This is a genomic window from Paraburkholderia nemoris (genome assembly GCF_905221015.1).
GTDB lineage: Bacteria > Pseudomonadota > Gammaproteobacteria > Burkholderiales > Burkholderiaceae > Paraburkholderia > Paraburkholderia nemoris.
This window is the reverse complement of the sequence record NZ_CAJNBO010000016.1, coordinates 181921-206249: the sequence shown is the minus strand read 5'-3', so window position 1 is coordinate 206249 and position 24329 is coordinate 181921. Positions and strand designations below refer to the sequence as shown.

The window sequence follows — 24329 nt, the reverse complement described above, 5'->3', positions numbered from 1 at the left end:
ATCATGAAAAAAACCACCTCCCACCTGGGTACCACCGTCAACGCGCTATGCGTGGCGGCCTTCGCTTCCGTCTCGCTGAGCGTCGCGATGACGGGGCTGGCCCGTGCAGACGATACGAACAGCGCCGCCAGTCAGACCGGCGCCGCGATCATACCTCCCTTCGGCATGCAGGCCGCGGGAACCGGCGGCTTGCCGCAGGGTGTCGTCGCCCGCGTCAACGGAGTCGATATTTCCGTTGGGCAGCTCGATAACGCGCTGCAGGCTTCGCGGCAACCGGACACGCCGCAACTGCGGCAGGCGCTCAAGGACCAGCTGATCGCCCGCGAACTGTTTCGCCAGAACGCCGAAAAAGCGCATTACGATACGAAGCCCGAAGTGCAGCAGGCGATCAACGCGGCGAAGGTCAATACGGAAACGCAGTTGTACCTCAAGGACAGCATCCATCCGGAGCCTGTGACCGATGCGCAGGTAAAAGCGCGCTATGACCAGATCGTCGCGTCGCTTGGCAAGGAAGAGTACAAGCCCCGCGTCATTGCCGTGACCGACGACGCAACTGCGACGGCGGTGCTGCAGAAGCTGAGATCCGGCGCATCGTTTGATGCGCTCGCCCGTCAGTACAGCGTGGCGCCAGGCAAGACATCGGGCGGTGAACTGCCGTGGGTCAGTTTCAAGACGCCGCTCAGTGAGGGCAATACGCAGGGTCTACCGCTGGCGGTGGCGCAGGCGATCACGCAGTTGCCGGCCGGCGGCGTCACGCCGCAGCCGATTGTGACTGGCCCGGCGGGCAATGCACCGCGTGTGATCCTGAAGCTCGACGCGAAGCGGCCGACGCAGGTCCCGTCGTTCGACCAGGCGAAGGACACGATCCGCCAGCAGTTGCAGGCGCTCGCACTGGAGAAAGCGGCCGCGCAGTTCACCAGCACACTGATGAAGAATGCGACGATCCAGCAATGACGCCGGAGCAGCGGTGGGGACACCGACAGCGGACATGCGCGACGATAGCGTGAAACCGCCGGTGCGGGTCTTTGAGGAGAGCGTGCCACTCTCCCGTGCGCGCTCAGTGGTGCCCGATCATGAGGACGCGGCGCTCACCGGATATGTCGGGCGCGCGTGGGAGGAGGCGTTTTCGCTGTCGGAAACGCCGTTCGCGTGCCCGCGTTGCGGGAGCCGCCACACGGTGCTGCTGTCGCGCCGTTCCAGCCGGGGCCGGGCGAGCCCCCGCTTCACGTGCCAGACCTGCGAGCAGGATTTCAACCGGCGTACCGGCACGCCGCTCGCCGGGCTGCGTCGCCCCGGGAAGTTGCAGCACCTGATCCCGTGGCTCGGTCAGCAGACGTCGATCGGGTTCGTCGCGGATCAGCTCGGTGTAGGCCGCAGCGCGGTGAACCGCTGGGTGACGGCGGTGCGCCAGTGGCTGCTCCAGCTTGACCCGGACGGTCGGTGGGAGGCGCGCGTGCGCCTGGGCGTGCGGTTTGCGGCGCGTACGGCGTGCTACCAATGTGATTTCCATGGTCCGGTGCTGCACGGAGGATTCAATACCGATCGCACACGCAAGTTCCTGTGCCCGGCATGCGGGGCGACGCTGCAACTCGCGAAGCTCGAGGCGCTCGGTATTGCGGTGGACGTGACCATCACCCGCGACGTCGCCGAAACCGTGTTGCGCGAGCGGATGCGCCATGGCCGCGCAACGGCGTTCGCCTTGCCGCTGGGCACGGACGTGGCACCGCTGGCTGCGCCCGCGCCAAAGCGCCGGCAGCCGCGCAAGTTCCGCATGGACACCGGCGACCTGCCGGCGCGCACATCAGCGGCGCGGGCCGAGCTGCCGGTGTGGGCGAAGCGCTCGCATGCCGCGCCCGGCGCGTTACCGGATGGTGAAGACAGGTCGCTCACGGGCTTCCTGATGGAGGCTATCGCGCGTGCTTACGCGCCCGACATCGAGCCGCGCCCGGCTTGTCCATGGTGCGACGGATTGCAGGCGCACCCTGCACACAACAGCCGAGGCGTGCCGCAATACGGCTGCCCGCAGTGCGGCAAAGTGTTTTCGCGGCTCACCGGCACACCCCTCTCCGGTATGCGCCATCGCGACAGGCTTGCGCGCTTCGTGCAGCTGCTCTCGCAGCCTCTGTCTTACGCACGGGCCGCGCAGGAGCTCGGCGTCTCGATGCTGCTCGTGAGCCGCCACTGGGTGCCGAAATTCCGGCGCTGGCTGCTCGAACTCGATCCGACCGGGAACATGGAGCGGCTGGTCCAACTTGGCGCGAAGCCGCAGGCGCCGCCGATGACGTGCCCGAAGTGCGACTGGGTAGGCTCCATGCAGCTGTACGGTTTCGGCAGCGAGACGCGCCACCTGCCGCCGGCGCAGCGCATCCGGCAATACCGGTGCCCGGCATGTAAGCGCACGTTCCGGGCGAACGCTCTCGCACGGCCCGGGTGTGACCAACCCTGAGACGTTCCGACACTCCATGCGCGGATTGGGGATGTTCCGTTTTCCGGTGCCGCCGCCCGCGCGGCGTACCGGCGACTGGCCATTCTGGTTCGACAGCCGGCAGCGTGCGCGGCTGCGCCGCCTGCGCCGCCTGCGCGATGCGTGGGGCGAGGATGCGGTGATCCAGATCTATGGCGGCAGCGTGCGCATCCGTGACGACATCGATGACCGGCGGTGCCAGAGCGAGGCCGCACTGTGGGAGGCCACTGCGCGGCACCAGCGCGAATCATTGGGCTGAACCCGATTCGGTAGCGTCGGCGAAGCTGGCGCCGCGATTTTGTGCCCCTCACGTCGAATACCCATCGGGGTCTGGTGGACCGTAAGATCGGCGCTGTTCTACTGCAGGACCGGCCAGTTGACGGGCGTGGATAGCTTTCCGAACGGGTCTTACACCGAACATTCCTATTGTTTGTTCAGCCTTGCGGCCAATATGTGTGTCCATCAATTCAGATGCGCGACGCAAAGGCAAACAACCAGCATCGTCGCTCTCGCCGAGGAGGCCTGGATCTCCCCGGCAGGGTTCTAGACGTTGAGGGCGATGGGTGCCGTGTCCGGCGAGTAGCACAACCGCAATCCTGCTATCAGAGGTAATCGCAGCATAGGCCGTTTTGCGCGCTTCAGCGCCCTCTCGTGTATCGGCGATAGCGAATCAGCCTTATATTTACGGAGTCCCGCCTGTACCGGGTTTTTTGCAGTATATGCGTGAGGCAATGTCGCATCTCAGCGCACCCTTCGGTGACTGTGCTGGCGCGTCGTGTCCCCGTATGTTTATGCGGGCTGTATATGGATGGTTTGAATGCAATTCGAATGCCACCATCCTCTTCGAGTTCTATTCACACAGTGCTTCGCCGTATTGAACGGATCCGGAGGTCGCGACCAGTCCGGCCTGACCAGCTTCTTCGGCTAGAAGGACACAAAAAGGGACTACGTGATGTGGCAGGACAGTGAAACAGCAACGGATCTTATAAATTTCAAGACCATCGCGAATATCGCAGCCGAGGTGATTCGCGAATCCGCAGGTCAGCCGGTGTCTATCGGTATCTCGGGGGGATGGGGCGCAGGCAAATCTTCGCTGGTGAAAATGGTTGGCAACGCTTTGCGTGCCGATACTGACACCAGGTATATGTTTGTCGATTTTAACGCATGGCTCTACCAGGGCTTTGACGACGCCAAGCTTGCGCTGCTACAGGCGGTCACGGATGCGATATCCGATTACTCCGGCGACAACCAGACGTGGCGCGAACGTGTTGGCCGGCTGATCTCCCGAGTGCGCTGGTTCCGGTTGGCGAAAGCAGCCGCTCCGGTCGTGCTATCCGGGATGACCGGGGCAGCAGTCGGTGGCGTTCCGGGCGCGCTAATGGGAGCAGCGATGTCACTGGCAAGCGGCGTTGTACCTTCCGCCAAAGACGTAGCCGACACAGCATCGCAGATTGCGGACGGACTGGAGAAGGGGAAAGAATTTATCCGCCCAGACGAAGAACGGTCGATGCCGAGGGAGATCGACGCATTTCGTCGCGAGCTGGCAACGCTTTTGAGCGACCTTGGCGTCACGCTTGTGGTGCTCGTCGATGATCTGGATCGATGCCTTCCGGATACGGCAATCTCGACACTGGAAGCCATTCGGCTCCTGCTGTTCCTTGACAGGACTGCGTTCATTATCGCGGCAGACGATGAAATGATACGGCATGCGGTGCGCGTGCATTTCAGGGACGCCGAGCCAGATGATGATCTGGTGACCAGCTACTTTGACAAGCTGATCCAGATTCCAATCCGGGTGCCGCGACTGGGGCCGAACGAGGTCAGGGCATACATGGCACAACTGTTCATCGAACAGGCCGTCCGGAAAAAGGAGGTTACGCCTGAAGTGCTCGCGAATGCGTCGGAGCAGTTGCGTCTTGAACTCCAGAAAGGCTTCGCGGGAAACGGAATCGATGGGAAGTTTCTCGAGGACCTCGTGCCTGTTGCAGCCGTCGAGTTGCGACGCAGGGTCGGTATCGCGGATGAGCTCGCCGACGTGATGACGACGGCACGTGAAATCTCGGGCAACCCGAGACTTGTCAAACGGTTCATGAATGCAATTGCCCTTCGCGAAGCGGTGGGGCGCGCCCACTCGATCAGCGTGAGCACGGAGGTACTGGCGAAATTGCTACTGTTTGAGCGCTGTGCCGCCAACTCCGCCATGGACGAACTCGCGGCAGGCGTCATCGGTGCGGCCGACGGAAAGTTCGCGCAACTGGCCCAGCGTGAAGACGCTGTCCGCGCAGGAGACCCGGACCTCTTGCTCCCTGCAGGCTGGGACACGCCATTCGTGCGGGCATGGCTAAAGCTTGAGCCGGCGCTTGGTCGCCTGGATTTGCGAGACGCACTTTACCTCAGTCGCGACCGGTCAATCTCGGTGACGCGTTCCGGGAAGCTTTCGGCAGAAGAACGCCACCTTCTCAAGGCGCTCATCGAGGCGAAGACCTCGACCTCGGCGCTCGATACCCGGCTGAAGGCAACAGGTCCTTCCGTAGCTGAGGAGATTGCGCGCCAGCTTATCCGCGTCAAGCGCCAGCAGAACGAATGGGACAAGGTTGACCGCGTGGCGGGGTGTTTCATGGTGGCCGATGTATATCCTGAACTGAAACCGCTGTTTGTGGACATGTATCGCGCAATTCCTGCAGCGACCGCTGGCGTCGGTCTCGCAGCAAAGCTCGCGGAAGATGCGGCATATCAGGAAGTGCTGCGCGCGTGGGCGGACTCGCCGGACTGTCCGCCGAGACTCAAAAGACTCTTCGACGCACGGGTGAAAAAATAATGGGGACATCCACCTCCGGGAAGGGCCCGTCGGGCGGCGTGCCGTTCGATCCGCCATGGCTTGACGACATCCTGCCGTTCGACGACGGTGCCAGGCCTGCGGCCGACGATACAGACACGGCACCCGGTCCGCCGGTTGACGGCGGAGAGAACATAGATGGCGGGAACGAAAACGACCAGCGAGACACGGAGGCCGGTTCACCAGGGATTGCGCCCGCCGGCCGTTTCGGGGCAGCGCGAACGAGCCTCGGCAACTACGCGCGATCTGGTGACCGATCATACCTTCGACAGTCGCTAGGACACTACACCCGACGCGGATTAGGTGGGGCGTCTCGCGCTGCCTCGCGACTGCGGGTCAGCAGCAACGTTGCCGGGCTTCTCGCCGGGACATTGCGGTCGATGCGCGACGGGACCGACGCGGCTATCAACGCCTGGATGGTTTCCGCCAACCTCGCTGGCGCGAGCGCGGAAGCCGTGATCGCCGCGGTGATCGAGCGCGTGGGCCCACTGGCTGGAATCCTGGACTCCGAGGCATGCAAAGATGCTGCGCAATACGCGTTCATTGACCTGATGGAGTTGAAGGAAGATGTTGACCCCATGTCGATGAGCGACGATGACATCTGGACGCTAACGGACCGCTTCATCGGAAACTCGATCTTCATGCAGGTCATGCACGATATGGGCGAACGTTTCGACGGCGATGACCTGGATCCCACGACGGCGGTTGCTCGTGTTGACGACATGCGCGAATACATCATTACGGTCGTTTCGTCCCGGCTCGGAGATGCCCGGAAGCAGGCGACGCCGATAACGAACGTGTCAGTCCAGCGGCTGGCGAGACAGGTTACCCGTGAAGCATTCGAAGTTTTCAGCGAGGCGGAAGAATGAAAGTCATATGCGGTCCGGCCAGTACGCTCCCCGACCGAGCACGCGCGAATGTGCGGCTCTTTTCTCTTTTTTCCAATCCGGGTCTCGCGCACGTCGGATGGGCTGCACGCGGATGGCCTGATTCAATCCGTAAGGCAGGCATTGTCGTACCGCAAAACGTCTGGGACTTTTCGACGCTCTGCCTCGCCGCCGCCTGCGCCGACTTCGGTGTGAGTCGGATTGGCAGCCCCGATGGATGGACACGTGAAATTGAGCTCGATGTGGCCGTGAGTGACCCGGGTCACTGGAATGCGCTCTCGGACCAGATAGCCGCCTGCTTCAGCTTCCTGACCGGCGATATCTGGAGCGTGTCATTCCGCGCGGGCGGCGAACCTGCGCCAGTGGCAAAAAAGCCTGTGCTTGTCGAGCGTAGTTGCGTGTCGCTTTTGTCCGGCGGGCTGGACTCCCTGGTTGGCGGAATTGACGAGGTCGCAGCTGGCCGGGCGCCGCTGTTTGTCTCACATCTCGCGCGCGGCGACGGCGCAAACCAGAAGAGGTTTGCCTGGCGGCTGGCTCCAGGCATCGCGCATTTCCAGTGGAACTCGAACATCAATCCGGCCAGGGCCAAAGAAACGTCCCAACGGGGACGCTCACTTATCTTTCTCGGCTACGCTGCGCTGGCTGCTGCAGCGTTGCGCTCGTTCCACCATGAGGGTACGGCGGACGTGGTCGTACCGGAAAACGGGTTTATCAGTCTGAATGTCCCGCTGACCCCAAGTCGCCACGGTAGTCTCAGTACGCGTACGACACATCCACTATTTCTCGATGCAGTCCAGCGCATACTCGACTCGGCAGGGATCGGTGTTGCGCTGCGCTTCCCGTACCGGCATGCAACCAAGGGAGAGATGCTCAAAGCGTGCGCTGACAGACAATTGCTGAGGTCGATGGCTACACAATCGGTCAGCTGTGGAAAGTATCTGCGAAACAAGTACGTACAATGCGGTAGGTGTATCCCGTGCCTCGTCCGCCGGGCGTCATTCCTGCACGCCGGCATCAAGGATGAAACAAAGTATGGGAACGCGAATTTGCGCGACGCGGGAAGAGACAAGGGCCCAAACGACATCGGGGCACTGTCTCATGCGATCGTCCGCCTGCGCCAACAGGGCGTGAAAAAACTCATCGGCGCCTCTCTTGCATTCGCGACACAGGATGAGCGCGACAGGCTTGCCGACGTTGTCGAGCGTGGCTTCAACGAACTCGAGGCACTGCTTCACCTGCATAAAGTATTGTGACCGACTTTCACTGCCACCTTGATCTCTATCCTGATGCACTCGCAGTTGCGGCGGAAGCGAACCGCCGCAATGAGTTCACGCTCGCGGTCACCACGAGTCCACGCGCCTGGATGGCCACGTCGCGGGTTTTTTCAAAATTCGAGCGCGTCGCGGTGGGTCTGGGTTTGCATCCAGAGGTCGCGCTACAAAAAGCAAACGAGATCGATACACTGCTCGCGAATGTGGCCCGGGCTACCTGGATTGGAGAGATCGGGATTGACGGCTCGCCACGGTTTCGATCGACGTTGGCATTGCAGATAGACATTTTTGAGCGGGCGATTGGCGCATGCGCCGCAGCCGGGGGACGACCAATCAGCATACATTCGAGAGGTGCGGCGCGGGAGGTACTGCGCATCCTGGAGGCCCATCCGACTTCCGGGACACCTATCCTGCACTGGTTCTCTGGCAGTCTGGGGGAGTTACGCGACGCGGTCGCACTGGGTTGCTGGTTTAGCGTCGGGCCCAAAATGCTATCAGCAGCGAGTGGGCAGGCGCTGGCGAATGAAATGCCGCCTGAAAGAGTATTGCCGGAAACCGATGGACCTTTCGCGCAGATGCGGGGTCACGCACTGCTCCCTTGGGAAGCTGCGGATGTATCGCACACGCTTGCCAAAATATGGCGCATTCCGGTTGCAGCTGCGGCTGACCGGCTATCTGGCAATTCTCTTCGCATCAGGGAAATCGCAGAGAAGAGCTAGTTCGCCGCGCCAAGACCGACCGACCTTGGGTATATGGCCGCCCTGAGCCGCTGTCAGGCTGACGACAAGTTCGGTCCCTTCCGAAATCGGTTGCCTACCGGCATGTGCCCGGACGGCCGTCGCCGCGATCGAGAGTCGCAAGATCCAGTCCCTTTCCTGCAACTGCGACATGTCATACGATTGCATGTGCATTGCCGGAACGCGGCTCGCGTCCTACGCGCATGTTCCAATTTTTCGCAAACCGAACCGCATGAGCTACATCTATCGTTACGATCCCTGGCTGACACATCTTCGAATGCACGGCGACATGTTGCGCGCGCGCCGATGGAGCAGCGGCGAAGCCGGACCATGGCAACACGAACCGCTTGTCGCTGCCGAGCACACCCTCGCCGAGGGTGAGTCGATCTTTCGCATTTCGTTCTGGAAAAGTCTTGAAGCCGCGAAGAGCCGGATGGGCTGCCGACTATGGAGCCAGCTGCATGTGCTGCAGCGCGTGCGCGAGGATCATCCGTTCTTCAACGCCTTCGAACGGGCGGACGACGACTTCCTGATTGAAACTGCCTGGCTCTTCTGGCAGGCATCGCCGCGGGAGCCTCAGCAGGACTGGTCACGGGATGGTATTCCCAAAAGCGATATCGAAATACTGGACCTTGACGGACAATGGCGCACCATGCCTGAATCGACGCTCATGGCCAGTTCGCACGCGCGTTACACGCGGCGGGGTTTCGAGCCGCATTATTTCATGACGCATGGCGCGCAGCCCGCCGTGGTCTACTGGACATCACGGCTACTGCGCCAACGATCAGGGGACACTGACGTCGCGTTGCTGCTGGCGCATCCTCAAGAGAGCTGCATTCGCATCTATAACGATCCAGCCGCAATCCAGGCAATCGTCGACCGGTTTCTCGCTTCGGGATCCACAGATATCCCGGCCGAGCGGCTGCGATTGTTCATCGTCGATGAAGGCCGACACACTTTCGAATCCAGCCACGTGCTTGAGATTCCGCTCTGTGGACATTGGCGGGAAGCAACACCGAGCGGTAGCGGGTCCTTGCGGTGGCTCCGGCCGCGACGCAACGTTCGTTACGAGTACGTTGTGAAGGTGAAGGCCGGCACGGAAGACTGGCGACGGCACAGCTTTGAGAGCGACCCGGCCATCGCGGTGCTTTCAGTCTTCGAGTTTCCGACGCTTGAGCAGAACCTGAGCCGCTATGTGGCGGCGCTTGAAGGTGCCCGGGAGGACGCAGCGACCGGCGTGCCCATGGTGGCGACTCCAGCTCCCCGGCATGACGTGCTTTCCGCGTGACGCGGCTAAAGTCAGATCCAGCGGCGCAGAAAAGTACGCGAATATGAGTGGAGCAATGACACGCCAATACGACTCTACAGGCGGTATCTGCGATCTGAAGGACGTGGTTCGGAAGCAACCGGCCGGACAAGACGCGCACGCGCCAGACAGACGCGCGTTTCGATGGACGCCACGCGCGGCAATGGCAGGCCTCATCGCGGCGATGCTGTTCGCGTGGGGATTCCTCCATGTCGCGCTCACGCTCATATTCGCATCCCGTCCAATCCACCACTGATGGCGACGATGGATCTCCGAAAATTCGTGAGACCCGCCTGCTCGTTGGTGCCTCGTCCCTGCTTGGCGGCTGCGGCCTGTTCGGTTGCGGTGCACCGGCGACCAACGGTGCTGCGTTCGGCGGCTGCCACGCGGGCACGCGGTTCCAGACTTAACCTGGAAACGAAAAAATGACCATATGGCTACGCTTCACGACATTGCTGGTGGCCGGTTTACCTACTCTGCAGGAGACCTCTTTGACACAACGTCAAAGCCCCCGCCGGCGCCAGCCTCACACGCTGATGCATTCGCTCGCCCTGAGTTTGCTCCTGGCTGGCGGTCACGCCCCAGCCGCCACTACCGCTCACGCTCCTCCAACAGGACCCGTTGCGGCCGGCGTATGGGCGTTTTCGGTGACCGCCCCCAACGGGGCGCACAGCACGCTGATGGGCAGCATGCATGTCGCCGATCGCCACCTGCGGCAACCCGCCCCCCAGCTTATCAGGGACGCAAGGGTGGTCGTGCTCGAACATCCAGGTCTTGGAACCGGCACGGTTGCCTCCACCCCATGGCGCAAGGCCGTCTCGCCCGCCGATATCGACGCTCTGCGCCTGCACCTCAGCTGCAAACTGCCGTTTCCAGCACAGACTCTTGTCAACAATGTAGTAGAGACGCTCCTTGCGCAGTCAACCCCGGTCGCAGCCACGCAACTCGCTTACGACGGGTGCGACTCTGTGGGCTATGAGCCTCGTGATGTGATCATCCAGCAGGCGCAGGTGCGGTACCGGATCCCGCTCAGCTATCTTGAGACGGATGAGGCAGTCGTTGGGCTGGAGAAGCGCATGCCGTCCGACATCAGCGGCCGGGGCGTTCACTTCGCGCTGTCTAATGACGCGGCGATCCTTAAGGCCGACACCGTCGATGCGCTGAACAACGGCGATTACGCGAAGGTCGATGCGGTTTCCGAAAAAGCATTTGCCGCGATCGGCCTCGAGTACGGTCCGGTTTACGACCTCATGGTTCGCCAGCGCAACGAGAACTGGATGCAGACACTGCCGCCTTTGTTTGACATGGGTGGTGCCTTCGTACTGGTCGGTGCCGGGCATCTTCCAGGCAAACACGGCCTGATTGCGCTACTCAAAACCCGTGGCTATATTCTGCAACCGGTACAGCTGCAGGCGGGGCAGGGCACTACGGCCGAGACCTACCATATCGGCATCGATTAATGGCTCAGTGAATAGTCGGCGTCTGCGATGGCGAATCAGCCTCAGTCCTTGACCATTTCACACATGCGTGCCTATACGCTTACCGGTTTCGCGACGGGCCTGTGCGACTGGCGATTCTGAACGGCTCGACCGTGCTTACCGATCATCTGAATGCGTCGATCAGGCAACACGGCAGCGCGAAACTGGCCGCGATCACGCTTGGCATTGCACGATTCGAAGAGACTTGGTGCCGAAGACGGCATTGAGAACTGGCCGATGTGCTAGCGCCTATACTGCTCGCTGACACTGGTACTACGAAAACAAGGGGGCCGCGTGACTGCCGTATTCGTGCATCTTTCTGATATCCACTTCGGGCAAGAGAAGGTGGTTGGCCAGCGCGTGGTCAACGAGGATGCCCGAAAGCAACTGATTGAAGACGCTGCCACTGTCGTTTTCGGCCTTCCAAACAGAAGGGTGGCCGGCATCATCGTTACCGGCGACATCGCATTTGCAGGCAAGCGTTATGAGTATGAGGCCGCCGGCAAATGGCTTGACGAACTCGCGCTCCGTGTAGGCTGTGGGGCCGCGGACATTCAGATGGTGCCTGGGAACCACGACATCGACCGCGACAGGATCAAAGGCCTGACGGCAATGATGCTCGACGGGATCTACGAGCAAGGCGAGGCGAGGCTGGACAGCTTCCTCGAGGAGGAGACCGCGCGTGACGTGCTCTACCTTCGATTCGCGGAGTACCGTCGGTTTGCCGATGCCTATCAATGCCCTCTGGATTGCGCCGGCCAAAGCAGCGCCGAACGCCGAGTGGAGCTCGCCGAAGGGAGGGCGATTCGCTTCGTGCGTCTCAACTCAGCTCTGATCTGTACGCAGGGTCGCGACGAATACGGCAAGCTTCTGCTAGGTGCGCGTCAGCGCGTCATGACGGCAGCCGATGGCGAAGAACTCGTTGTGCTGGCCCACCACCCGCTCAACTGGTATGCCGATTCTGCCGATGCGACGAGGTTCCTGCGAGGTCGCGCCCGCGTCTTTATCTCTGGGCACGAGCATCGCGCCGCCGTTGACGTTCAGAAAGTGGAGGGAGGGTGCGATCTCATGATGCTCGCGGCTGGTGCGACCACGCCCGACAAGATCGACGGTGCCTACACCTACGCCTACAACGTCATCGAGTTCGACTGGGATGAGGCTGAGGACGCTCTGGCGGTTACGCTCCATCCACGGGCATGGAACGACGAGATGAAGCGGTTCGAGGCGGATGATCTGAGGCTGAATGGGCGCGACCGGCGCACCGTCCTTGGCGCCCCGTACTTCCGCAAGGGCTCGAAGCCACCTAAGCCCGAAGTTACCGGGGGTCTTGCCGGCATCGAGCCAGCACACGTCGAAATCATTTTGCCGCAGGAGCAAGACGTGACCGTCAATGGGCAAGCGGACGAGACCGAGTATCAGAATTTGTACCTGCGCTTCTTCCGCGACCTGGCCGAAGGCGATCGCCTCCGCATCCTTGTTGAGCTCGACGCTGTGCCCGGCGAGATTGCCGGCGGCTTCAACCACGAGACAGAAGGTAGACTATTCAGGAATGTGGTTCGAGGTAACCGCTTTAATGCACTCCGCGAGAAGATCGAGACCGCGCTCGCCAGGCGCGAACAACAATCGAGGGACCAATAATGAGCAATATGGCCGAATACGCTCGGATATTCGACACGGGCACCAGCGATGAGTGGGTCGAGAAGCGAAAGAGCGCCGCAACCGAAATCAAAGGCGTTTACGATCGACTTGAGCCTCAAGGCGCCATCGCAACTGCATCCATCATCGCGGCGTCGATCGCCGATGGATCGGCTCTTCCCGAAGACATTGCGAACGGGGCCGAACTCAGGATCCAAAACCACGCTTCGTCGTTCGTGCGTTCCGCCGATCAGGGCGAACTGCAGATCAAGGTTGTCATGTTGGCCGCCGCCATCGACTTCATGAACGATGCGCCTGAGACTCATGGATGGACCAACGCCGATGCGCTCGCTGCGGCGTTCTGGTCCGCCCTGTGGTTCCAGCGTCCGCTTGAGCAGGCAAAGGTCGAGAAGCTGCGTCAGGACGTGCTGGTCGCCAGCCGTAGTCGCGTCCTTCGCGTCGCCGATTCTGCTCGCAGGCGTCGCCCCATCCCGCAGATCGGTAATGTCAACATCGACCAGGACTCTGCACCCGGCACGAAGGTCAACCAGGCATTCATGCGCGCTGTCGAACCGACGATTTCCGCGATGCGAGACAACGCTGCTCTCGACAGGGAGGAACTTGACTTCATGTGGTGGTTGCTGTCAGACCGCAGCGAGACCCTCAAAGAGTCGGTTGGGGATATGCCCGGTGCCGTACGGGCGGTCGTGGCAGGACTGGACGCAGCAGCCAAGCTTCGGCGGTTGCCTACGGACGCGCACCGGAACATCGTTCTTCGCAACGTGACGGACGGTGATCCGCTGTCGCTCTCGGAGCTCATGGGCATGCTCGGCGATCGCCGGACCAGGTTGGCGGCCAGCTTGGGGGCGCGGATGACCAACGCCTCTGCTGTGTTTCCGCTCATCACGGCGATAGCCTCCGGGGACACCGGAATACCGTTCGCGAACGAGAAGCTCACCGCGTCCGAATGGGGCGCCCGTGCGCTGCTCGAGGGTGCGATATATCACCTGAACGCAGGTACGGCAGGCGGATTATGACCGAACAGGTGTGTGACGTCGCGGAATGTACCTTCCCGCAGACTGGCGTTTGCATGAACAGCTTCAAGCCGGAGGACTGCCCGTCCCACAAGGCGGCCCTTGCCCGGCTGCGTGGCTTGGACGTTCAACCGGATAAGTACCTGAGCGACGGCGCAGGCACGCTTGCCACTGACGATCAGGTGGTCAGTGTAGCGGGCGAGGCGGTCCTCGTCGCCCCCGATGAAAAGCCTTCGCTTCCGCGAAGCGGCACACTCGGGTTGCGCGAGAGCGACGCGCTGATGAGCGACCGGTACGTCAATCTGATCGGTATCGTGGGCCTGCCCAACGCTGGCAAGACCGCCAGCCTTGCCAGCCTGTACCTGCTGCTTGCGCACGGTTCGCTCCGTGGCTTCAGCTACGCTGACAGCAGAACGCTGATGGCGCTCGAGGAGATCGCCCGCGGGACGCGGCGGTGGAACGACGGTAGCGCGCCTGCTGAAATGACGGTCCATACCGAGCTCGCTGATGATCGGCAGGCAGGCTTCCTGCATCTCAGGCTGCGGCGCGATGTCGATGGTCGCAAATTCGACCTGTTGATGCCCGACCTGCCAGGCGAATGGTCGCGTGGCCTGATTATCAACGGCGACGCAGACAAATTCGAGTTCCTGAGGGCGGCCGAGACCGTTTGGTTGATGGCGGACGGCCGCGACTTCCTGGAGGGCCAGAAACGCGAACTGGCGATCCATCGCTTAACCAACCTGATCGAACGGCTCACATCTATCCTTCCGACACCAAGACCCAGGACGATTCTCGTCCCCAGCTGGCGAGACAGAGGCGAGTTTCCCAAGGAAGCGCTAGAGCGCGTGCAGGAATATGGCAAGCAGTTTGGCTTCGCGATAGAGTTTGCCCCGATCGCGTCGTTCTCCGACACCGCCGTGCCGCCGGGCTTTGGTTTAGCCGAACTTGTCGAGATGACCCTCTCCGTTTCCGAATCCCGGCCCGTTCCCTGGCCAGTGGACCAGTTGCCGTACTCTCATCGCTCGTTCCTCAATTTTGGACGCAGCCCATGAATCAAAAATCGATCATCCTGGTTGGTGGTCCTGACTCAGGCAAGAGCAACTACGTCGGGAGGCTCTGGGCCTCGCTGAAGGCGGGCAACGGGGTGCTCAAGCGGGCCGGGATGCCGCGGAACATCGAATATGTCGAGAGCATCTGCGAACACCTGCTACAAGGCGAGTTTGCCGCACGCACTGACACCAACCTGGCGCGCCAGGATTTCTGTGTGCCCCTGAAAACCGACAACGGCACAGAGCCTACCGAGTTGATCGTGCCTGACTTTACGGGCGAACTCTGGCGCGATGCCGTGAAAAACTCTGAGATCCCGCGCGAGTGGTTGAACGCGCTGGAAAACGCCGATGGGGCGCTCCTCTTCGTGCGCGTGCATTCGCCACTCAATGTTCAGCCGCTCGACTGGGTTAATGCACGGGAAGCCCTTCGCCACCCCATGGGAGAGGGCAACGAGGAAGTGGAGCTTCCCACCCAGGTGATTCTGTGCGAGCTCCTACGCCTACTCCAGCAGCGCCTTTCAGACAGGTTCGATGGAGGTAAGCCGCGTGTGGCAGTCGTCGTGACGGCGTGGGATAACCTCGACGCCGAAGCCAAAGCGGCCGGCCCGCTGGCCTTCCTTCGCAAGCAGTTTCCGATGTTCGCTGGAGCATTGGGGGACGCGGAGCGGGTCGACCTGAGGATTTACGGAGTGACAATCGTTGGTGGTGACCTGCAGCGCGATGCCGAGTTTCGAAAAAGGTACGAGCACATGATCATGGCAAACAGTGGCTTGGTCACGCTCGAGCGCGAAGGGGGCTGGCACACGGACCCCGACATTACGATACCGGTCGCCTGGGCCATCGGGGGCTGAGAGAACCATGAAGTTCTTCGACCAGCAACTGCACGGCTATCGGCACGGGCACCAGCTATTGTCGGCCTCCGTAAAGCTGCCGAAGCTGGATCAGGATCTCGTCGACCGCATGTCAGACGTCGCAGGTCCGCTGCGTCCCGGCGAACGTTTTGATCCCTATCTCACCTGCTATCCGCTGCCGTCGGCGGCATGCTATGTAGTGGCGCGCACATGGCAAGATCTCGATGCACCCCGGGCCGGCTGCGTGCGGACACGCAGTCTGATCGTGCCGATGTCCGAATGGATGACTGGAATCGACGTCGTGGGCCTTGCGGAAAGGTTATCCACGGACGGGCCCTCTGCGCCGGCAGAGCGCGTTGAAGAAGATCGACTGTCGCGCCCCCTCCCGCACGTCGCTGCCTTAGAAGGTATCGAGTTGGTCGAGGCTCTGTTCCTCGAGGACCGCAAACCCATTGTCGTGTTCGACTCATCCTGTCCGGAAAGCGTCACGCTCCGACTGCTGACTGCCTTCTGGCCGTCCTTTCGGCGGACGTTCGCAGTCTCCACCTTCGCCCTGTCCCCGAGAACGCTTGGCGGACGGAATTTCGACCTGGTCTTTGCGCCGACGGACGCCAGGCCGCGCTTCAATGACTGGCCCGGCCGCCGGATCGACGCTAGAAAGCAGGTAGCAGCGCGGCACCGGTGGTCACACGAGATCGTCGAACGCGTGTTCGGTAGCGACAAGCCCTCGCTGCTACGCGACGACATGCTCGGGGAGTTGTCGTCGGGGAATGGGGGGGCCGAGGCTGAGCTCAGGATATCGCTGCTGTGGAACGAGCTCCACGAGAAGCTCGAGACTTCGCCGAACGCTGCGCTTGGCCTGCTGGACATTGCCAACAGCCGTTCGATCCGAAACCTCGATGCAATCAGGCGCCTCGAACCTGAGCTTGGACGTGCCGCGCAACGCGCGGCCTCTACGCTCCCGCCATTCGAGGCCTGGCGGTTCCTGCTCGCCCTCACAGACAAACTGAGGGACGTGCGACTGCAACTGTCCGTGGCCAAGGCAATCCGCGGCGCCGCGATTCATCTTGCGGGCAGGGAACCGATCGATGCGCTCGCGAACGTGCAAATGCTCGCGACAGCACGTGGCCACGAGCTGTTGCTTGGCGCTGTCGGGGACGGCATCGCGCCGGGGTTCGATGACCGACGAGCCGCCGCTGTCGCGGAGGTCAATCCCGCCAACTTTCTGCAACTTTTGCTGCTGAGTCCCGTTCTTGCAGAGGTGTCGCTTACCCGCTACGCCGTTCTATCCAATAGGCTCGCAATCGCGCTCGCTGAGGCGTCGCCAGAGACTCGTGACGACGCGAAGCGACGGCTGTTGCGCCTGCTCGTTGATGATCGGCAGGCCGATGCGGCGCGGATACTCATCGCGGATCTCAATTGCAGCGAGCTGCTCGCAGAGGCAAAGCATCTAAGTGCTGCAAACGGTCTTGCGGCCGGGAGCCTGCACGCGCCGCTTGCCGATCGGGCGCAGGAGATCGGAGCCTTGGCGGAGCTACGCGACACGATTGCCGGGCTCCCCGACAGTCGTGGTACGGATGCTCTCCTGCTTCGCTTTGTCTCTCCCGTCGGGGACGACCTCCAGTGGCTGCTGGAAACTCCTTCGCTCGCCGACGAACGCCGTCTCGACTTGCTTCGCCGCGTGATGCGCTTGGCCTCGGCCGAGCAGCTCAAGTCGATGGTTGTCGGTCGTCAGCGGGATTCAGCGCTTCAGTTACTGATGCGAGACCCCGCTGGCAGCCTGGAGATCGTGGAGCGTATGCTGGAGGACAAAGGGATGGATGCGTCAATTGCAGTGCAGACGACTATGCGCCTGCTGCCGCATGCCAATCACGATCACGCCCACCGTCTCGCATCGCGCGCTCTGGACATAGTCTTGCCCCGAGGCATGGGAGCAGGCCGCAACGCGGTGCTCGACAAACTCCTTGAAACCATGGGGACGGTTCTCAACGGATCGCGAGCTGTCATCCTCGGGCTACAGCGGGGGGTGCCGGGGGAGATTGTTGCCGCGAACCTGTCAGCGTTCAACCGTGCGTCGCCCGCTGTCCGCCGGTGCATCATGTCGGCGATCGAGGAACTCGGCAAGGCAATTGTCGCCCGAGGTCGGATCGACTACCCGGAGCAGGCAGTAGCTGACGCGGCGAGTTTGCTCTGGGATTCGGCTGCCCTCGACCAACAGGCTTTTGTGCGGTCCTCAGCTGCGCTCTTGCCTTTCCTGCTGCGGTCACAGCGGGAACCCGCATCGTCACTAATCGCCGCAGCTTTTCCGTCGGTCTACCAGGAGTTAAAGAAAGCGGACGAGCCTCCGGATCTCTTCAAATTCTTTCTCTTCGTCGACTGGGATAAGTGCAAGATCGTGCGACGCGAACTCGTCGACGCTTTCATGCATTCGAACTGGCGGGCGACGGACATTGCTCTCGCCGCCGCTCGCGCGGGCGATCCTGTCCGAATTCTACGGCGCATCGCAAAGCAAAACGATGGCGCGCGCGTCATCTCTTCCATTGAGCGCGAGTTGTCCTCAATTCCGGACCCGTGGCGTGGTCAGGTCCAGGAGGCCCTTCGAGTGGTCCGCAGCGGCGGACCACTCTTCGACGCGCCGGACATCTAGATCACGCGGTGGGGGCAACTGGCCGTCGCTTCCTCGCGGTTCGAGAACTGCCACTCGCCTAATCAGAGGGAATAGAGCGTGCGGGTCGACTTCTGCAGGCGGTCCAAGAATAGTCCGGCTAGAAGCAGTACGTTGTCAAAATGGATGCGTATGAGGGAGCCATCTTCCAGGAGCTTTCACTCATCGACGAAAAGCTGCGCGCGGCGCGGCGGTTGCGATCAGGGAGGCGACCGAGCGTGCGGCTACAACTGTTCGCGCCGACATGCCTCCGTGGATTCGTTCGAGCGTCGCGCACTCGCTTCTTTCCGAGGTACTGAAGCGTTTCCGAGACCGCGGCGGGCGAGGCACGATGCTCAAATCTGCGTTCGGCTACCTCGAGGGAATGCGTCAAGTTACCGTTTTCAGTTGTTCTTATGCTTAGTGATAGTGGAAGCCGCATGGCTCGTTGAGCAATCAAACCGAGAAGAGCAAATGCGTTTCGACTTCAGTCAAGCTTGTCGATGTGGCGGACTCGGAGCCTGAAGTCGCAAAATGGCCGATCTTAGCGTCCTGGCTAGCCCTGCTCGGAAGTTAGTGTAGTGCGCTGCGCGAGCAGTTTGGCAAATGAAGACTACAGGTTGCCGCGGCGATGCTCGTCGAGGTCAACGACCTGAGGACTATCGTTCTCCAAAACGCGAAGCCTGTTCTCCAGTTCCAAAATGCGCGCATTCGCGCAGGTCAACTGGCTTAGGGCTAGATCGCGATCTGACTTCATCTCCGCAACTCGCTTTTTCAGACCTTTACTTCGGCGGCGGCTCGCGAGCGCGGATTGTCGTGGCGACGGATGTTGGGGAAGGGGGCCGCGAGATACAAAGTCCTGAATTTCGCGTATGAGGCTTGGGTATCGTGACTTTCGCAAAGCAGACGGATCCCGCCCGGCCTCCCTCGCGACGTTGTTTTGGCTTACGGAGGTTCCTTTTGGGACTCGCGTTGGGTCATTTTTTTTGAGCCGTAGAAATGCCGCTTTGAACTCCGACTCCGCGTTCTGTGCGCTGTCAGACAAATTAGTCGGCAATGACATTTAGAGCCTCCTCGATACCCAGCAGTTGTGCCGCCAAAGCTTCGTGCAGCGGTGTACCAGGTGTAGCAGCGTCAATCTGATCTTGTACGGTTGTCTGGAGTTCTTTTAAACCAGGTCGTTTACGTTTGTCACCTAGCGCTTCGCTGCAGCGGACACATTGCGCAACGTAATCGATTCCACCAAATTCACAGTAGTCGCGATTCAGGCACACTCCCAAAAGGGTTTCTCTGATCGAGAGGAGTCCTTTTCGCGCCAGCTTCTTCAGATCCGAAATATCTTTGTCGCAAATAAACTGTACTATCTTTTCTTTTTGCTTCTGACCCAATGGAGAAATGAAATCGGGGTCAGCCAGTGACGAGGCCTTCACTGCAAGTGCGTGATATATCGCCCCGACAAACTCGGCCTTGATCCCATTGTTCAGTGGTAGCCTTGAGTAACCCTGTGCGTAGTAAAGGCTCATGCTTTTTGATTGGTGATGGAGTTCATATTGAATCGCTTCATCACTGACTCCAGAGTTTGCTGCGTTTACCGTCAATGTTCGACGTAGTTGGTGCAGTGCAAATGGCCATTCCGTCCCAACTGCGAATTTCTCGATATCAAGCGATGGTGTCACATGACGTGCGATCGCAAGGTCCTCCTCTGTTATCGCGATAATTCTTGGGTCGAAGAGCTGGTTGCAAATCGATCGCCAGTCTTTATATGAAAAATTTGTACGAATCGCTGGAAGTGCTTCTTGATGCTCTTTCATGGACCAAGGCTCGTAGGCGCGCAAATCTAGATAAGGATTTGCTATATCTTCTGGAGGAACTGCCAATCGTGGATTTGTCGCTGCCATTTTGGCCCGCAGTCGTGAGACAGAAGAAGCAACTCGCACGGCCAGTTGAACCTTCGGCGACGTTATCCATAATGCCCTGTCATCATCTAGAGTTTTAGATGTCTCGCCGCGAATCAGAAATATTTTTCCAAGCCGAGCGTCGTCTTCTGTTTCCAGGCAATCCGTCCGCAGGAGACTTAACTCAGTAGCTCTCATTCCGGAGAAATTTCCAATGTAAAGCAGCGAAACGTAACTTGCCGCGCTCAAATACATCGAAAAATAGTTGGCGCCTTGATTGAGGTGCGTACCCAATTCTTCACCAATGGGGCGGGTCCAGCGGGAAATCAGTTCGGAAATGCCGAATTTTTGTGCAATTTCCGTAAAGGTGCCATGATAACGGGCGCCTCTAACTGGAATCGTATCCTTGCTGAACGGCGAGAGGTTCCGTTTTCGATTGAAGCCGAATAAAGTTTCTATTGATTCATAATTTTCCAGATAAGCGTCGAAGCAATATTCAAAAAATTCTTCTATTTTATCCTGATGAGCTACATAATCCTCCAGCATCGCCCTCAATCGCCCGACTTGATATAGCCAGATTCTTTTTGGAATGTAAGGTGTTTGTTTTACATCTTGTGACGGAGTCGCTTCTGCAGTTTTTTGTATGTCAGTTGTATTTAAAATTGTAAATCCAATAACATCTCTGACGTTGTAGAGCTCGTGTAAGATTACCAATGTGTGGGATTTTCGACTCTTGATAACGCCCGGCAGCATGGCAATAATCAGTGGAAATTTGCTTAAATCTGATGCGGCAATTTTATTTTGATGGCAAAGCTTAAATATTGCTTTCAAACTTTTAAACATGGCCATCACGGTAGAGGGCTTGGCCGGAGGGCGTTCACCGTACATCAGATATGCCATCGCAATTCTTAATAATGCCGCATTCCGTTCGTCCAACTCTGCCCCCGTCCTTTTCGAACGCGTCAGGCTGGCTCCGTCGCCGAAATTCAAATTGCAGCTTCGTTTGGCAGCTGCGGAAAGATTCCAGATCGGGTCTTTGTATCGGCTGATGACCTCCCCATCTTTGGCCTTGACGATCGGGAAATCCGGATCTGGTGGGAATGACAACAGGCAACAATCTGTATCGATTAATGACGACGCTTGGACGCGTAACTTTAAGTTCCAATCGGTCTTCATCCGAGCATCTCCGATAGTGAGATGAACCCCGCCCATCTTGGATGATGGTGGCGTTCGAGCATACGCGATTGCGCCTCTGACCACCACTCGTGTTGCAGCGTGCCTTTCTGTTTGAGTTCATCCACGATATCTGTGACGCGTTCGACGGACATCATGACGGGATTGTTGACGCTGGTACCAGCTATTTTTTTGTAATTCGCCAACTCGAGAATTTTCAGTTCTCGAAAACTGAAAAGGGACCAAACGTAATCAAAATTGTTGATGCCCCTGTAGTGAAAGCAAAATAAACAGCCGGCCGGATTTTTGCAATCCGGTTGGGGGCTAGTCGATACAAACGCATCCGAACGAAGGGGCGCTCTTTCTTCGCAACTACCAGGCGCGGGCGACTCCAGATGTGAGTCATACGCGGCAAAGAACTCGCTCCATTCACGAATTGCGCGTTGATGATTCGGTCTAATGTAAGAGCGAAACATGGTTTGCTCGCTATGTTGTCCCAACTCGGCAACGATCCCGGGATCGTCAGTTTGTCGAAGCAGCCAATTGATTCGGGTCTGACGCAGATCCTTTGCATTTACAAATATGCGCCCAACACTCCTGAAGAACTTCTTCAGAGATTGGGGTCGAAAACCGTGACGATTGGGCTGTGACCCGTCGCCGGTTAGCGGGAACAATAGATCCGTCTGATTTGTCGGAAAGAATTCTGATCGAAATTCAAGGTATCGCTCAAAAAGAGGCCGATATTCACTAAAAATTTCGAATTCCACTCCGCCTCTCTTTCTATTTTTGTATTTTCGAACCCGATATCCGTTTTGAAAACTTTCATATCGAAAATCTCCTATCTTGAGGGCACATGCCGGAGCGGCGTTCATGCCGGTCTGCGAGATAAAAAGAAGAAACTCTGCCTGAATCCGAAAATTTATTATTGGTCGGCGAAAGGAGACGGAGTTGTCGTTCGAACGCCTTTCTCGAACCGCTTTGGCCTCTTTAACGTCGTGCGGCATGCAAAGTTCGGGAGCCGTTAGCGCCCGAACTTTTTCCTCAGGAATAAGGCCGCACCAAAGCGGAATTGTTGCGCCGGACCGAAGTGATATCGGCACAGGGAGCGGTCCTAGACACGTTGTCGCCGTAAGACACTGGATGATATCGATAATGTCATTTCCAAACTCGAAAGTGTGTTGGAGGTTCTGCTTGTCAGTCTCAACTCCGAGCGATTTCTTTTTGGAGGAATCCGACTGCAAGTGGCTCCCTCTAGTAATTGAATTGCGGTCGGTGTCGAGGGCGGCTGCGAGCATGCGTGACACACCGGTTCCGCGCTGGAACGCGGTAGCCTTCTTCAACCGGCGAGCGACAATCTGGTCCTGCAAGTGGCGAGTCCACTTATTGAATAACCAGCGCACATTTGCCTTGTCGGGGTCGACTCCGAGCTCGTCTGCGTAGGTGTAGAACCAACGCATCTTGTCCACCGAATCGCGCAGGGTATGTGGGCTACCGCCCGCGACCAGTTCGGCTGTAAGGTAGCGATGGATGTCGATGACTAGTGGTATTCGTTGTGGAATTTCGGGGCCCAAATCCCCAGATTGAAGTACTCTCTCGACGTTACGCCTATCTTGGCGGGCACCACCCCGAAAAAGCAGGGCACACATGGTGATCGGAACTTGCCGTGGGCCATAATCCATCGCGGGAAAGTCGAGGCCGCGCGTCAACGTTGCGTTGGGCGGATCGTCATGCATTGTCAGAACTCATCGCTGCTCCAACAAACAAGCGCGTAAATTCGTTGGCCCACTGCGCTTTTACCTTTTGGTTTCTGACGAATTTGATGTAGCGCATAGATGTTGCCTCGTCTTTGTGCAGCAAAAGATCGCGAATAAGCTGGACAATGTTCCCGACAGACGACGCTCCTGACATTGAAATTGCGGTGTCCGCAATGCTGGTTGCGAACGTTGCGCGGCTCCGATGAAACTTGAAATTGTCGAGGTTGAGACCCTCGGTCCGTGCTTTGCACCGGAGTCGAGTCATTTCGGTGTTGACGGACGGAGATCGCCCGTCTTCACCTCGGCTGAACGGTTTTCCGTACCGATTCAAGAACACGATGTGCTTCGCCTCGCCGCTGGCCGCTGCCTCCCTTTTGAGGCGACGGGGTGAATTCACATAGACTTGCAAGCGTTCAAGGAGGATCGTCGGAATGATGACTTGGCCGTCAACGTCAAATTTCGTATGTACCGGTGCGTATTTGACTCCGGGGCCGATTGTTAGATAGTGAAGCTTGTCTGTATGGCTATCAGGCTGGGCGGCCAAGAGAGTACGAATTTTTAGATCCGTGATCGAACCAAGGCGCATGCCGGTCCCAAAACCCAGCGCGAGCATCAAGTACAGTTCTTCTGAGCAATGCAGTTCGGCGAACGCCAAGATTCGGTTACGCTCCTCCAGACTGACTGGAAGGAGGCCATCTTCAAGGTCGCTCGCACTACGGCCGCGATTCGGTATCGCTAGGTCCGTAGTTGTTACTCCTATCGTGCGGCGGAAGCCGGACGTGTCTTGTACCCTAATGCCTACCACGCGTTCGCTGAATGGTTGTATTGCAGTAGTAAGCAGGTGCTCAGCGCGTATCCACCGATAAAAACTGATAACGGTCGACATTCGGGACGATGTCGTGGAGGCTGTGATTTTTCCCTCGGTTCGGCACTTAATCAAAAAGCCTCGGTAGCGGATCAGACATCTTTTTTCGCGCTCTGGCGGGAAGTGCCACCAGTCGATTTCTTCCGCTTCCAGAAATTGCATGTACGCGTGAATGGCGAGCGCGCTGGTCTGAATCGTTTTGAGTTTCAACTCACCGCTCAGAATACGGTCCACCTGTCGGCTCGCCCACAGGTTTCCCTCGAGCCACGGACGGCCGTCAGCCCAAAAAAAGTGGGGAAGATTTTTGACAATGCGCACCCCCGTTGTCGGGGTGACTCTTGGAGCCCATAAGACTTGATCTGCCGTTACGGTGGGCACGTGAACGGTGAAATCGATGTAATCGAGACGAGCCATAGGCTTTGTTTCCCCGATATGTCTGATCTATTTGCG

Annotated in this window: 17 protein-coding genes; 14 read left to right on the top strand and 3 right to left on the bottom strand. The window is 59.1% G+C overall.

Features of this window, described 5'->3' with window-relative positions:
- The first annotated feature begins 3 nt into the window (after positions 1-3).
- From KHO33_RS24840 to KHO33_RS24775, 14 genes are all read left to right on the top strand, one after another.
- On the top strand, positions 4-954 hold the full coding sequence (locus KHO33_RS24840) for a peptidyl-prolyl cis-trans isomerase (RefSeq protein WP_234480472.1): 951 nt from the start codon (positions 4-6) through the stop codon (positions 952-954).
- Positions 955-967: 13 nt separating this feature from the next.
- Positions 968-2446 (top strand): DUF746 domain-containing protein, encoded by a 1479-nt coding sequence (locus KHO33_RS24835; RefSeq protein WP_200564025.1) that lies wholly within the window; start codon positions 968-970, stop codon positions 2444-2446.
- A gap of 31 nt (positions 2447-2477) precedes the next feature.
- Positions 2478-2723 (top strand): hypothetical protein, encoded by a 246-nt coding sequence (locus KHO33_RS24830; protein WP_200564023.1) that lies wholly within the window; start codon positions 2478-2480, stop codon positions 2721-2723.
- 693 nt (positions 2724-3416) lie between these two features.
- Positions 3417-5282, top strand: coding sequence for a KAP family P-loop NTPase fold protein (locus tag KHO33_RS24825; protein WP_200564021.1), 1866 nt, complete (start codon positions 3417-3419; stop codon positions 5280-5282).
- Positions 5282-6169 (top strand): Qat anti-phage system associated protein QatB, encoded by an 888-nt coding sequence (gene qatB, locus KHO33_RS42820; protein ID WP_328822807.1) that lies wholly within the window; start codon positions 5282-5284, stop codon positions 6167-6169. Before KHO33_RS24825 ends, qatB begins: the two co-directional genes overlap by 1 nt.
- Before the next feature lie 50 nt (positions 6170-6219).
- On the top strand, positions 6220-7440 hold the full coding sequence (qatC, locus tag KHO33_RS24815) for a Qat anti-phage system QueC-like protein QatC (RefSeq protein WP_200564018.1): 1221 nt from the start codon (positions 6220-6222) through the stop codon (positions 7438-7440).
- Positions 7437-8177, top strand: a complete 741-nt coding sequence (gene qatD / locus KHO33_RS24810; RefSeq protein WP_200564016.1) for a Qat anti-phage system TatD family nuclease QatD — start codon at positions 7437-7439, stop codon at positions 8175-8177. The genes qatC and qatD overlap by 4 nt, the downstream gene beginning before the upstream one ends.
- Before the next feature lie 250 nt (positions 8178-8427).
- Positions 8428-9483 (top strand): hypothetical protein, encoded by a 1056-nt coding sequence (locus KHO33_RS24805; RefSeq protein WP_200564014.1) that lies wholly within the window; start codon positions 8428-8430, stop codon positions 9481-9483.
- A 665-nt stretch (positions 9484-10148) separates the two neighbouring features.
- Positions 10149-10961, top strand: coding sequence for a TraB/GumN family protein (locus KHO33_RS24800; protein ID WP_200564012.1), 813 nt, complete (start codon positions 10149-10151; stop codon positions 10959-10961).
- A 312-nt stretch (positions 10962-11273) separates the two neighbouring features.
- Entirely contained in the window at positions 11274-12617 is a 1344-nt protein-coding gene (locus KHO33_RS24795) for a metallophosphoesterase (RefSeq protein ID WP_200564010.1), read from the top strand.
- Complete coding sequence (locus KHO33_RS24790; protein WP_200564008.1) at positions 12617-13651, top strand: GTPase-associated system all-helical protein GASH; 1035 nt, start codon at positions 12617-12619, stop codon at positions 13649-13651. The genes KHO33_RS24795 and KHO33_RS24790 overlap by 1 nt, the downstream gene beginning before the upstream one ends.
- Before the next feature lie 53 nt (positions 13652-13704).
- Entirely contained in the window at positions 13705-14700 is a 996-nt protein-coding gene (locus KHO33_RS24785; RefSeq protein WP_200564005.1) for a TRAFAC clade GTPase domain-containing protein, read from the top strand.
- Positions 14697-15548 carry a TRAFAC clade GTPase domain-containing protein gene (locus KHO33_RS24780; protein WP_200564002.1) on the top strand — a complete coding sequence of 284 codons (852 nt, stop codon included), beginning with the start codon at positions 14697-14699 and terminating at the stop codon, positions 15546-15548. The genes KHO33_RS24785 and KHO33_RS24780 overlap by 4 nt, the downstream gene beginning before the upstream one ends.
- A 7-nt stretch (positions 15549-15555) precedes the next feature.
- On the top strand, positions 15556-18195 hold the full coding sequence (locus tag KHO33_RS24775) for a GAP1-N1 domain-containing protein (protein ID WP_200563999.1): 2640 nt from the start codon (positions 15556-15558) through the stop codon (positions 18193-18195).
- A gap of 1043 nt (positions 18196-19238) precedes the next feature.
- Here KHO33_RS24775 and KHO33_RS24770 read toward each other — a convergent pair.
- Genes KHO33_RS24770 through KHO33_RS24760 form a run of 3 tightly spaced genes read right to left on the bottom strand, consistent with a single transcriptional unit; the run spans position 19239 to position 24293 of the window.
- Positions 19239-21263 (bottom strand): site-specific integrase, encoded by a 2025-nt coding sequence (locus KHO33_RS24770; RefSeq protein ID WP_200563996.1) that lies wholly within the window; start codon positions 21261-21263, stop codon positions 19239-19241.
- Positions 21260-22993 (bottom strand): site-specific integrase, encoded by a 1734-nt coding sequence (locus KHO33_RS24765; RefSeq protein ID WP_200563993.1) that lies wholly within the window; start codon positions 22991-22993, stop codon positions 21260-21262. The genes KHO33_RS24770 and KHO33_RS24765 overlap by 4 nt, the downstream gene beginning before the upstream one ends.
- Complete coding sequence (locus KHO33_RS24760; protein ID WP_200563991.1) at positions 22986-24293, bottom strand: site-specific integrase; 1308 nt, start codon at positions 24291-24293, stop codon at positions 22986-22988. The genes KHO33_RS24765 and KHO33_RS24760 overlap by 8 nt, the downstream gene beginning before the upstream one ends.
- Positions 24294-24329 lie beyond the last annotated feature (36 nt).

Excerpts from the sequence above, each read along its gene's own strand:
- KHO33_RS24785 (WP_200564005.1), top strand. The coding sequence starts at position 13,705 with ATGAACAGCTTCAAGCCGGAGGACTGCCCGTCCCACAAGGCGGCCCTT.
- KHO33_RS24790 (WP_200564008.1), top strand. The coding sequence starts at position 12,617 with ATGAGCAATATGGCCGAATACGCTCGGATATTCGACACGGGCACCAGC.
- KHO33_RS24830 (WP_200564023.1), top strand. The coding sequence starts at position 2,478 with ATGTTCCGTTTTCCGGTGCCGCCGCCCGCGCGGCGTACCGGCGACTGG.
- KHO33_RS24780 (WP_200564002.1), top strand. The coding sequence starts at position 14,697 with ATGAATCAAAAATCGATCATCCTGGTTGGTGGTCCTGACTCAGGCAAG.
- KHO33_RS24825 (WP_200564021.1), top strand. The coding sequence starts at position 3,417 with ATGTGGCAGGACAGTGAAACAGCAACGGATCTTATAAATTTCAAGACC.
- KHO33_RS24840 (WP_234480472.1), top strand. The coding sequence starts at position 4 with ATGAAAAAAACCACCTCCCACCTGGGTACCACCGTCAACGCGCTATGC.
- KHO33_RS24775 (WP_200563999.1), top strand. The coding sequence starts at position 15,556 with ATGAAGTTCTTCGACCAGCAACTGCACGGCTATCGGCACGGGCACCAG.
- KHO33_RS24805 (WP_200564014.1), top strand. The coding sequence starts at position 8,428 with ATGAGCTACATCTATCGTTACGATCCCTGGCTGACACATCTTCGAATG.
- qatB (WP_328822807.1), top strand. The coding sequence starts at position 5,282 with ATGGGGACATCCACCTCCGGGAAGGGCCCGTCGGGCGGCGTGCCGTTC.
- KHO33_RS24760 (WP_200563991.1), bottom strand. The coding sequence starts at position 24,293 with ATGGCTCGTCTCGATTACATCGATTTCACCGTTCACGTGCCCACCGTA.
- KHO33_RS24770 (WP_200563996.1), bottom strand. The coding sequence starts at position 21,263 with ATGAAGACCGATTGGAACTTAAAGTTACGCGTCCAAGCGTCGTCATTA.
- KHO33_RS24765 (WP_200563993.1), bottom strand. The coding sequence starts at position 22,993 with ATGCATGACGATCCGCCCAACGCAACGTTGACGCGCGGCCTCGACTTT.